This is a genomic window from Bradyrhizobium sp. 44 (assembly GCF_023073095.1).
GTDB lineage: Bacteria > Pseudomonadota > Alphaproteobacteria > Rhizobiales > Xanthobacteraceae > Bradyrhizobium.
Genome location: NZ_JADPIY010000029.1, coordinates 358,503 through 370,526 on the forward strand (window position 1 = coordinate 358,503; position 12,024 = coordinate 370,526).

Annotated in this window: 8 protein-coding genes; 1 reads left to right on the plus strand and 7 read right to left on the minus strand. The window is 56.7% G+C overall.

The window, feature by feature from the left end:
* Positions 1 to 72: 72 nt before the first annotated feature.
* The 7 genes from IVB41_RS27465 to IVB41_RS27495 form a co-directional block, all read right to left on the minus strand.
* Positions 73 to 2,442: a hypothetical protein gene (locus tag IVB41_RS27465; protein WP_247437092.1), complete on the minus strand. Its 2,370-nt coding sequence runs from the start codon at positions 2,440 to 2,442 to the stop codon at positions 73 to 75.
* Between the two features lie 16 nt (positions 2,443 to 2,458).
* The gene (locus IVB41_RS27470) at positions 2,459 to 4,864 is read right to left on the minus strand and encodes a hypothetical protein (protein ID WP_247437094.1); all 2,406 of its coding nucleotides are present in this window, start codon (positions 4,862 to 4,864) and stop codon (positions 2,459 to 2,461) included.
* 272 nt (positions 4,865 to 5,136) lie between these two features.
* Positions 5,137 to 7,086, minus strand: coding sequence for an HAD family hydrolase (locus tag IVB41_RS27475; protein WP_247437096.1), 1,950 nt, complete (start codon positions 7,084 to 7,086; stop codon positions 5,137 to 5,139).
* A gap of 35 nt (positions 7,087 to 7,121) precedes the next feature.
* The gene (locus tag IVB41_RS27480) at positions 7,122 to 7,388 is read right to left on the minus strand and encodes an acyl carrier protein (protein WP_247437098.1); all 267 of its coding nucleotides are present in this window, start codon (positions 7,386 to 7,388) and stop codon (positions 7,122 to 7,124) included.
* A complete protein-coding gene (locus tag IVB41_RS27485; protein WP_247437100.1) occupies positions 7,388 to 8,296 on the minus strand; it encodes an AAC(3) family N-acetyltransferase in 909 nt (302 codons plus the stop codon). Before IVB41_RS27485 ends, IVB41_RS27480 begins: the two co-directional genes overlap by 1 nt.
* A 70-nt stretch (positions 8,297 to 8,366) precedes the next feature.
* Entirely contained in the window at positions 8,367 to 9,815 is a 1,449-nt protein-coding gene (locus tag IVB41_RS27490; protein ID WP_247437102.1) for a MaoC/PaaZ C-terminal domain-containing protein, read from the minus strand.
* Between the two features lie 14 nt (positions 9,816 to 9,829).
* A complete protein-coding gene (locus IVB41_RS27495) occupies positions 9,830 to 11,221 on the minus strand; it encodes a hypothetical protein (protein WP_247437110.1) in 1,392 nt (463 codons plus the stop codon).
* 178 nt (positions 11,222 to 11,399) lie between these two features.
* Between IVB41_RS27495 and IVB41_RS27500 the strand changes: the two genes are divergently transcribed.
* Positions 11,400 to 11,987, plus strand: coding sequence for a TylF/MycF family methyltransferase (locus IVB41_RS27500; protein ID WP_247437111.1), 588 nt, complete (start codon positions 11,400 to 11,402; stop codon positions 11,985 to 11,987).
* Positions 11,988 to 12,024: the final 37 nt, after the last annotated feature.

Sequence of the window (12,024 nt, forward strand, 5' to 3'; positions counted from 1 at the left end):
ACAAGGATGGTATTCTGTGACGTGAGCTACTGCCGCGCACTCCCCCCAGACGCTGAGCGTGAACTCTTCATGCTAGTGCGGACACGGCGAGCCCTTCGCGGTAACACGATATCCATCTACTGAGAGCTGAGCATCCGCTATTGGGCAAAGATCATAATCCCTATGGATGCGCTGGAGAATGCCCGCCTCAATCACTTGCAGCGCTTCAGGGTCACGTCGGACTATGACCATGTCGCCGGGCTTTAGCGCAACCGGCGCCGCAATGATCCGCTCCGCCAAGGCTGGAACCAGTGCGTCCGTATAGGCGAAGGAGATCGGCCAGCGCTGCCATCGATCAGTGTACAGCAGCGAAAGTTCGCTCGCAACAGTTTCACCGAGTAGGACGGTGACGTTCGAGCTCGCCGATTCCCGCTGGATCAGCTTCACAGTGTCTGGAACGAATTGCGAAGTTTTGGGATTATCTCCGTAGCGATCGCTCAGGAAATTGCCAGTTCGCTCCATGAGCACACGACGGTTGGCGGCATTCTTAAGATCATGGAAAAGCGCAGAGACTGTACAGCTTCCGCGATCGCGGCATTCCTGAAGCAAGAAAGTATAAGGTGCGTCACTTCGCGAGAGCGCCAGCCAACAGAACGTCAGCGTCGATACGGAGATAAAAATCGGAATGACGCAAAGGAGCTTGGCCGAAGCCGGCGCTCTCGCTAGACGGTTCGTGGCGCCCAAGATGCCCGGTATGGCCAACGCCGAAAATGGGAGAAACGCCATTAACAAAGTATAATCGTACGACCTAAATACGTAATATGCAGCGGTGAGCGCTGTCATCGCTGACATCGGCAGGAATTTATAATTAAATCCGGCCGCAGAGAGGTGCGGCCCAAGAGTCTGCGTACTGAACACGTGGCGCCAGCCTTCGCAAAGAACGAGGAATACCGACAAAAGGATCGTGATCCAGGCGAGAAATTGAGAGTCCGCGGCATGCGACCAAAAGTCTGAGATCGGATTGTAAGCTGCAAGAAACGCCAGGTACGTCCGATAGTCCGGCAACGATCCTGATCGATAAAGTGTCGTTGTCAGAAGGACGGCGATCGATAGGAGCATGGGTGACCCAGCCAATGCTGCGTCTGTAAAAAAACGCCTATACGTGCGCGTTTGAAGATTGATCATTGCAATGCTTGAGAGGTGAATTCCCAGCGTTCCAATGAGACACTCGACGCTCCAGAGGCCAGCCAAGGCAGTACAAAGGCTCGTAAAGATCGACATTCGTGCGGGCGGTCGCAGACAAGATATCGCTAGCACCATGCATAGTGTCAGAAGATGCCGAAGCCCAAGAACTGAGGGTGCAACGTTGATATTGCCGTTGCCATAATCCCAGCAAGCCAGCAGGACTGTGATACTAGCGAAGCCGAGTAAAGAGGCGGTCGCCTTCCACCGCGTCATTCTAAATAGGCAGACCAGCCAAATGGCGTAGAACGCGAGATTTGAGAGTTGAGCGGCGACTTGTACCGTTGCAAGAGTCCGTGGGCCGGCGAGCAACGCGAAGACTGCGATCAACACCGGGCCCGGCCCGTATTGCGAGAATGCGTCTACCATGGGAGTTCCGCCATGAATGACGTGCGCAGCGGGGCCTGCGATGGTGAGGTAATGAATCGGGTCGAGGTTCAGCGAAAAGTCAAAATAGGCGATGAACGTCAGCGTGATCGCGAGACAAAGTGCTGCAATCTGCACGGTGCGCAGGAGCGCGGACCTTTTGCGCAGCAGTGCGCTCTCGATGATGTGGGCTGCGCAAGCTGCGCCGACAATAGTTACGGCAAATCCCACCGCGGCACCAATTTTCGCCGAACCGCCGAAGGGCGGATCAACGAAAATTCTTATGAATGGCGAAAAATACGGCAGCGTTGGATCGACCCTGAACAGGATAGTCGCTGCGATCGCGTACGATACAATTGAAGCTGTAACGGTGATTGGAGATTCGGCAAGAAGCGGGAGAGGCGGCCGGGAGGCCTTCAGGTGCAAAGCAAAAAGCAAGAGCGCCGTGACATGGCCCGCTATCATTGAAAACAGGAGAATTCTTGCCGCCCGTGTCCACCCTTCACCGCCTAAGTCGAGAACCCGCGTAAGAACGGCAATCAACGTCAGCCCGATGAGCGCAGACGTAGCAACCCAAATGTTAATCGCTTCGATATCGCGACGCGATTGTTTAGCTTTGATCCGATTTGCAATACATCGCTGAACCAATACCGTAAGGAGCGGAAGCGCTGCAATTCCGAAGACGAACAGGGCGGAGTCCCTTGTTTTTGGCGACAAGTTCGAGAGGGAAATCAGCGCGAGGCCATAGAGAAAGCCAATGATACCGATAGCTGCCGTTGAAATCTGAGGCGCAAAAGCGGCGAGTGATGCGGCAGTGGATTTCCGCTTGCTGCGGTCTATTTCGAAGCGTTGCATTTGAGCTTACCGCCTCTTATTGAGCCGGACATCCGGCATCGCCGCCGACGCGATAGACGGCGATTTCCTTCCACTGCGCCGGCAGGAGGCACAAGGTCGTCTCAGCGCGGATTTTGCGCAGAACACGTCTTTCGATCTCTCCGAACGTCGTTTCGTCGCGTCGAACGATGACGATCTCCCCTTCATTTAGTCGGATTGGGGTGGATACGATCTGATCGACCAGCGCGGGAATAAGATCGTCCGAAAATCCATAAGATCTCGGCCACCGATGCCATTTCCCCGCGTACAGCAGCGCCATGTCACTTGCGATGTTGTCGCGAATCGAACCCACCAATGGAGTGGGCAAGACCGACCCGAGAAATACGCTTACAGTCGGCTTGTCCGCCGCAAGGTGTTGCATCGCATCGACGGCCTCCCGAACGGTTCCGCTACTATCGAAGTAATATCTGCTCCATTGGGCGCTGACTTGGTCGAGAACCGGTCGTACACGGAGCTTCTCCTTAAGTCCCGCGACCAGTGTTGAAGGGGTGCAGCGACCATAATCGCGACATTCCTGAATCAGCAGAGAATAGGTGGATCCCTGACGCGTCAGTGTGAGAAAGGTGAATGATAGCGCCCACAGGCCGACGAGAACCGGAAGCGTGAACACCAGTAGCGAGGCTGGATGTTTGCTTTGAGCAAGTATAGTCCCTGTTCTGAGAAGTCCGGGTACAATGAGCGCAATGAAAGGCAGAAGGGCGATAATAATCACATACTCCACCGAGCGTCCGACAAAATATGCCGACATGAGAATGGTGAGCAGCGCCATTGGCAAAAATTGGTAGTAAAGCGCTGCGGGGCTGAGTTCTGTTACCTGTTGGGAGTGATCAAAAATCCGCAGCCATCCATCGGCCAGTACCAAGAATATTACAAGCAGTATGGCGCTCCAGCCAAGAAACAGTGGATTGGCAGGCAGCGACCATAGCGGCGAAAGCATGCCGTAAACCGACATAAAATCCAGATAAACATGATAGTTGGGAAGCTTTCCGGCCTGAATGAGGGTGAGCAATGACAGCGTGGCGATGGCGCCCAACACCGGAAGACATGCCAAAATACCATCGGACAGAATGCGAAAGATTGCGCGGTCCCGCAGCCCCAGCATTCCTAAAAAGGCGAGGTGGATACCTAGTGATCCTATGAGCGCCTCGGCGCTCCACAGACCGGCGATCATGGTGCTGACCGCTGTCAAAGTTGAATGACGAGCCGGAGGATGCAAAAGTGAGATCGCAAGCACCATCGACAGAATCGGAAGATATCGAGGGCCGAGGATCGAGGGTGCGAAGTTGATGTTACCTTCGCCTTGGCCCCATCCCGCCATCAAAAAGCCGATCGCCAGGAAGCCGATCAACAATGATGGAAGTTTCAGCGTCGACATGCGGTACAGACAGACCATCCAGAGGCTGTAGAAAAGTAGGCTTTGGATCTGGACCACGATATTTCCCATCGCGACCGTGGTCGGTCCGAGTGTCAGACCCAGAAGCGTCACCAGCACAGGCCCTGGCCCATATTGCGAGAAGGTATCGACCATCAGGACTCCCCCAAATCGAAGGTGGAGAGCTGGACCAATGTTGGTCATGTTGTGAAGTGCGTCGGCGGGAAGGGAGAAGTCGAAGTAGCATAGCCATGTCAAGCCGATCGCAAAACCAAGACCGATGCGATAAATCGGTTGGAAGTGGCGGGTTGCCCCGTCACGCATCCGGGTTTCGAATTTCGCCAAAGCTGCTAGTGAAAAAATAGTGAGGGCGGCAAAGAGCAAAACCAGAACCTGCCCGGAGGTCGGCTTCAAAAACGCTGAAAAAAAATGTGTGATCGGATTCGAGAAAGGGGCTCGCGGTTCAATCCAAAACAGGGAAAACAGGAACGCCCAAAGAGCGCAAAAGAACGCGCCGACCATCACTGGCGTTGATCGTAGTTGTTCAAACGCAGGCATCAGAGGGCGCTGAGTAAAGTTCAGAATGACAGTCAGAATGGCAGCGCTGCATGTCGCGGCGATCAGTGACCGGCCGGTCTTGAAGAGCAGAGGTTCGTCTCCGCCAAGGACACGAACGAACAGCGGTAATACGGCAAGTAGCGAGAGTGCCATGATCGCTATCCAAATGTGGGTTGCTTCAACCGCAGCACCCTTTCCAAGCCGCGAAATGAAGACCCGAAGAATCGCGCATATCGGGGCTAGGAAAAGGCTGCATATCACATAGAAAATCAGGTCTCTCAGCTCGCCGGTGATGCGCAAAAAGAAACTGATCTCGACGAGAAAAATGAAAGCAAGAACCCCCAGTGAAGTTATCGCAATGCCGGGACTTGCGATGGAGGGCCATTCCCGCCCCGGCGCGCGGCGCCGACTTTCTTGAACAGCAGAAAAAGCCTCTTCAACTATTTCGTCCATGCCGATCCGCCAATTGTTCTACCTTACCGAGCATAGGCGGCGAGCTGATCGCAAACCCAACTTGATGCAAAAAAAAGCTGCGTCGCCTTGAACCCATCCAAGCCAACATCAATAGCAGATCCAAGACACGGTCTGCAAAATCAGCTATCGGACTCCGCACAGATCCTGGCGTCTGGACAACTTCGGGACTTTCTTCATTTCGGTTCTGGGCTTGCTTCGATTACGGTTTTGATCATCGCAGTTTTTGCATGAGGGCCACGATCGCTGAAATGTTACTCGGGTTGTTTTTTTGATATTGCATAGGAGCCGTCTGCTTTGTCGTCCGCGCGGATCGGTAAATTTCTTTCGCAGTGATCGCTTATGGCAAGCCGCCAAGTCGTTTGGCCATCTTGAGAGTCAGTTTGGACGAATCCGAGCTTGCTGAAATGATCACGAACTACGCCATTTCTGGCGGTCGGTATGTAGCGTCCGATGATTTCTCTTATTCCCGCCAAACGGGCCTTTTTGACAATGTGTTCAAGAATAGCTTCCTCGACGCGTCGGCCTAGCACGCGGCAGGACATGATCCAGGTATCGACCTCCCAACGCTGGCCAGCTTGCCGGCAAATCACGACTGAAATCATTCCGTTGTCGCCGAAAATATCTTCTAGGCGCGCCTGCATCGTGAAAGCGTCGGGGCTCGTTTGCAACGCAGCGATTTCTGCTTCGCTATAGCGACGAGTCGTCAGGTTGAATTGATTTGATTTCGAGATGAGTTGGGCTATCCGCTTGCGGCCGGCGTTGTCAAATGGGGCGATCGACAGCGTCATTCCGAGCGAGCGCAGGTAATCGTCGTGATTTCCGATCCGTTCGAGTTGGGCCGCGCGTAGCGCATTGGCCTTGTAAAAGTCTGCGCGCAGCTGGTCTTCCTTGGAAAAACCGGTTTGCTCGAAATATCCCGCAGCCTGAAACACCGGCAGCCAGTCGCTGGGATCCTCAGGCAATTCGGGAACGGCGACCGCGGGCAGGGCATCGCGGACGCGTTTGCGTTCGGCGGGGTTGTCATCGAGGAAGACGAAGGAATCGAGGCCGAGGTCGATCGCCTCCGCTATTGCCTTGATATTGGCGGCCTTATCTTCCCAGTTGACCCGGAACGCGACTATGTCGTCCTCCTTCAAGATCATTTCGGGATGGTTGCGGAACGCATCGAGCGCGATGGCTTCGTCGTTTTTCGAGGAAACACACAGGATGATTCCGCGCCCCTTCAGCGAAAGCGCCATCTGCTGTAGCGCCGAATGGGCTTCGCCCAGCGCGCTGCCATTGCCCAGCGCGAGACCCTCGACGCCGTCGTCGCCGACGATGCCGCCCCACATGGTGTTGTCGAGGTCGAGAACCAGGACCCGGCGCGATCGTCCCACCTGCGCGGCTAGTATTCGCATGACGTTGTCCGCGTAGAGGGGGATCATGGCGGTCGCAAACGGGTATTTCGCGGCATACCAGTAGCGTCCGGCGGACCATGCTGACTGTCCGACCAGTCCGGCCAACGCATTGACGTCAAGCAGCAGCCGGGAGTCCTGCCGCGCTTTGAGCGCCAGGCAACGGTTGAATTCGCCGGCGAGATAACGGGGGCTGCCCGGCAGGCCGAGATCCATGTTGAACTGAATGGCATCGGGATCGCCGGCGAGCGTCTGCAAGATGACGGGACGGGCGGTGGCAGCCTGGGCGACTTCGGCAATTCGTGCGATCCGACCGACCGCCGCTTCGACGGTCTGCGCTGCCGTGGCTTCGTCGCCGAGCCGAGATGCGAGCTTCAGCATGCGATTGTCGGAGGCAACCAGGACAAAATCCGGCGGACTTTTTTCCAGCTCGCTGCTGTTCCTGTCGAGCCACGGCTCCGGCTCCTCATATTCCGCGATCGAGACCTCGAGTAGAAATTTGAACCGGATCGCGGTGCCGATCAGGGCGTCGGACATATGCGAGACGGTGCTGGCGGAAAGAATCAGGATCCGGACTGGCACGAAGCCGTGTTTCCGGGCCTCGGCAGTGAGGCTGGCGGCGGGGGCCGACTTCAGAATGGTCGCGATTTTCCGGCCGAGAACGCGGAGATCGGCCTCGCCCCAGGCTGCCTGCGCCAGCGACTGCAGGAACTGCAGCGCTGGCAAAGGCTCGGCCGGCAGTAATGCGAGCCGCTCGCGCATCCTGCCGGAAGGGCGCGGGAGCCACGGCAGGGCCTGCAGGGGCAATCTCGTCGCCCGGTTCGTCAAGACCGGGGAGGAACTCACCGCGAGCGTTCCTCGATTAGCTGGACAAAATGGCCGACCGAATTGATCTGTTCGATTTCGGTGAGGTTGAATTGAATGTCGAACTCGCTCTCGATGCCGCTCACCAGCCGGATGTGCGCCAGGCTGTCCCAAGCCTTAAGGTTCTTCTGGCTGGTTTCGGGTCCGATCACCAGACCCTCATCGTCGAGCTCGGCGCGGAATACGTCCTGAACCCTGGCTAGTATGGTTTCCGACGAAGTCAGTCCTTCAGACACGTTCACCATTAGGTCGCAGGTCCCTTCGAAGTGATAAAAAGTTCCAGCCTCGGAACGGGCTCGATATACATCGTAATGCCCTTGCGACCAAGGGCGACCGTGCGCTCAATAAAGGGTTTAGCATCAGCGGCAAATATCCTCAAATTTGATATTTTCGCCTCGACGCAGATATCCCGGCCAAAATGGCGCCGCAGCCGTTGCGGCCGGATGTCGCCGATCCGCCGCATGTATTCGTGTTCGCCGGTCTCGCCATTAGCTCTTTTCCAGCGGTATTTGATCGTGCCGTCGAACACGCTGCGGAAGAACGGGACCTCGTCGTACAGCAGGCATTCCGCGGTGTGCAAGTGAGTTAAGAAGTTGAAACCGGCGCCGATTCCGAGGATGCGCCCATCCAGCTCCGCCAGCCGGCAGAACGGGCTCTCCTTCCCCCAGGGCATTAAGGTGAGATGATGATCCCGCACTAGAAAATCAGCGTTGGGGCCGACCGCGCACACAGATGAAGACAGGTGTATGCTTCTGCGTATGTCGGGAGAGCGACGAAAGACTTCGCATAGCAGGCCAGTATAGACCGGCGCCCTGTCGACCAGAAAGACCGTGTCGGGATTGTGATCCATCGGAAACGCGGGCATGGCAAGCGTTCCGCCCGGGCCGAGCAGGTCACGCATCAAATCAATTATGTCGCTGGGGCGTAGGGCAACGTTGTAAAATTCGTTCCATGAGGAATGGACCCAGAGGGTCCTTCCGGGCGTCACCCCCAGATCGACCAATTGTTGTCGCAGTTTGGCGATCGAAACGGGGCGCTGGTAAATTTTCTTCGAAAGCCACAATTTTTGTTGGCGCAGGAAACCACGTACGTCGCTCCGGCCTATGAGCTTCTGGGCAACTCGTCTGACGGAGCTGCGGACGGTGCGAGACATGTTTGTAAGCACAATAGTTGGTTAAGGCGCCGTGTTTCGGGAGCATGATGACGCTTCGGGCCGGAAGACCTCAGCCGCGCGGTGCCGGCTCAGGCCGCGCCGTGCGCTGCACCTCATATACAATGGGGAGCATCACGTCCAATGCGTTGTCGGCGCTGGCGACACCAACGGTCGCGGTTTGATCGGTCAGGATGCGGGGCAAGCGGCGGGAGATGATGTGAATATTGCTCGTGAATTCATTCAGGTATTTCGCGAGGATTTCTCCGGCCATCTTCGCCATCGCATATTCCGCTGTAGTCCTGACGCCTTCGTCGATCGCCACGGTTGACGGGTAGAACAGGGCGAGCTTCGCCGGCCCGTCATGAACCAGCGCGGTGCACAGATCGAAGAAGCCGTCGGCATAAAAACGCATGAAGGTGCGCAGCTTGTCCGGCTCGTAGAGTGCGGATTTGCGCTGAAATATTTTCGCCGTCGCGAAGTAGTAGCAGGAATCGACCGCGCCCAGCTGCTGTAGTTGTTCGCTCGCCGGCATCAGCGCATCGTAACGCAGTATCTCGCAATGGCCTCCGGCGCCGAGAATCTCGGCTGAGACCCGCTCGGCCTCATGTTGGCCATCCCTGTAAGTAATGAGAGGGCGTCCACCGCCGGCAGCGACGATCTTCGCCGTCACTTCGCCAAGGCCGCGCGAGCCGCCGACAATGAGTGATCTCTGTCCGGCGAACGGGCTTCCTGCGACGTGCAACGATATCTCGGTCATGCTTGACTGGGACGGCGGCGTCGGCCGGGCAAAGGCATCCAGCCGCCCTGCGATGCCCGAGCCCGAAACGTCAATTTGCAGTGATCGAAACCGGGCGTCGACCTTCTTGACCGCATAGGCGAGCGCGCCATCCCGCTCGGTGTCCAGAGCGCAATTCACATTGAGCCCGGAGAACAGCGAGTGCAGTCCCGGGCACGCCATCCCCACAATTTGAGAAGTCGCAAGCAGCGCCTTGACGGCCGCAATGCCAATCGTTTCCGAAAGCGCGGGGAATGGCGATTGGACGTCGCCATCCCCGGTCGCTACCGTGCCGGTCTGATCGGCGAGCTCGTCGAAGCGGAGATCGGCAGGCTGTGAAATCTGCGCTGGCACGGACGGCGCCAATAGTGTGCTTCGGGCCAACGCCTTTCCGGGTTCGGATGAAAGCCTGATCAGCGCCACCACCGTATTTGCGGCGACGACCTCAAATTCTACCTGCCGGTCGCTGCGATCGCGAATTCGGACCGATGCAAGCTCGTTGAGGTACAGCGGCTGGAGAAACCGGGCGCGGATGTTGGCAACCTTGAAGGGAAAGCGAAATAGCACGGCATCTGCCGCCCATGCGAGATTGTGAATCCCATGCACCACGGGCGTACCCACCTGGGTACGCCGCGCGAAGGCTTCATCCAGATGCATCGGATTCCAATCCCACGAGAGCCGGGCGAATGCGATCTGATCGTTCAGGCTGAAGCTTCGGCTGGCAAGCTGCTCGTCAGTCATCATGGCCCTGCAGTCCCTCAATGCGCTGGCGAGGGGGGTTCTACCAAGCGCTGCTTTGGGTGCTCCAAATCCTCAAACGCGTTTCTTATGCACCCGGCAACGGCGGGCCCGATCTGGCCGGGCTCAAAACGACCCGACAAGCCGAAGAATGGCTGGAATCCCTCGACTTCGTAGCCACCTTCCGGAACCTGTGTTGTTGTGGGAAGATAGCCGAATAACGCGCCCAGGTATCCTGAATAAAGGCGTATCAGCCCGGATCGGGGCGGCACCGCCTCATCCAGAATCCGTTCCCATTCGACGCTTGGCTCCGCGGACAACGCCACAATCTCCAGTTCCTGACCAATTCTGATGACCTGGGCCACCAGCATCTTGTCGGGAAAGGAGCCCTTGAAGAAGTCGCCGAGCGGAATTCGGGCTGATCCAGTCTGAAGGCGTGTGGGGGAAAACGTTTTGACGGGATTGCCTTTTGCGATGTCGCCCACGCAGGCCGCCAGGCCGCGGCTCCAGCGCATCCAGTCTCCGACCGATAGGGTCGGAAATAAATTGCCGAACGCGACCACGCGGATCAGTTTGCGAAAGCGCTCGCGTAAACCGATCTTTTGCCGGGAAGCTTGGATATTCGGTCTGATATTGCCGCAAAACCCTTGTATAAACAGGCATGGAATATCGCCAAAGCGCTCGCGTAGCGCCTGGCGCACCGCGCCCGGATAGTCTGCACTGATGACATTGTCCGGCATAACAGCGGTCGGATGGCAGGTGTAGTGCCAGATCGCGCTGAGCACCCGCTGGTCGTCGGCCCTCCGCAAAAGGATAACGGTCGCCCACTCGTCCTTGGGACCTGAAGGGTTTGGCGAGAAAGCGACGCTCGTTAGCTGGAAGCCATGCATTCGTCCAATGGTCGGAAACGGCCAATAGCGCCGTCGGTTGATGGAGTGGTTCAGCTGTCCCTGAGAGACGCTCAGACTTACTTCTGAAGGTTCTTCTTGTTGAATTTGGCGCAGCAGAGTTTCCGCCGCTTCGGCGACGCTGTTCACGAATGCGAAGTCCGGCGTTCCCAGACGCTCGCAAGCCCGGTCGGTAGCGGGAGCATTATGGGTGTGCGACGCCAGCAGCATGACTTCGTCGGCCCTAAATCCCATTCGTTCGAGCTTCATGAGGATCATATTTTGAAGTTCTGAGCCGACGATCATGAGATCGAAGCTGAAGAGCAGGCAGCGTCCCTCCGAGCATTCCAGCAGCACCGCTGACATTTCGATCGGGTCGAGGACTTCCGAGACCGGCGCCTTGCGCAAAGCATAGCCCGCCAGCGGGACCGGATGGTCGCGCGGGGTCAAGTCGCATGAGGCTGAACGTGCAAACAATTTCGCCGTGGCGGCCTTTGGATGGTAAAATTGTGCTTTCGCGGGCATCCTTCGAATCTATGAGATCATGGCGCTGGAATCGAGGGCCTCTTGCCTGCCACCGCTTCGCACAATAAGGCTTAGTCTTACGTATCGGCCGTGAGGACATATGTCTAGCAAACGTGATCTAGTCGGACGCCTTTTTCCGAAGGGCGTCCCTTTCTCCGAGAGCATAAACGACAATGCCGTGTTTGTTGCCGTCCGCCGGGAGCGGTTCTCGAACTGCCCGGAGTTCGGCGTCAGGCTCGACCTTTACAAGCATCTTGCTTCGATCGCCGGCAACGATCCGATCGACTACCTCGAATTCGGGGTCTGGAAGGGCGATGCCATTGACGCATGGCGAAAGCTCAATAAGGCAACGGAAAGTCGTTTTGTGGGTTTCGATACGTTTGAAGGCCTACCGGAGGATTGGGAAGAAGGGCATCCCAAGGGGACATTTTCGACGGATGGCGCGACGCCCCGCATTGACGATCCACGGGTTTCGTTCGTGAAGGGGTTGTTTCAGAAAACGCTGCTTGGTTTTCTGGAGAGGGTAAAACTGCAGAACAGGCTGGTCATCAATGTCGACTGCGATCTTTATTCGGCGACGCTGTACGTGCTAACGATGCTGGATAGATATTTTCAGCCTGGTACGATCATCATCTTTGATGACTTTTACTCGATGAGCCACGAGTTCAAGGCCTTTGTCGATTACGACAGATCGTATGGACGCCAGTGGCGCGCGCTTGGGCGCATGCCTCATTGCATGAAGACTGCGATCGAGATTTGCTCGTAGTTGGCCGAGCAATGCCGGGCAGATGGTCTGCTACAAT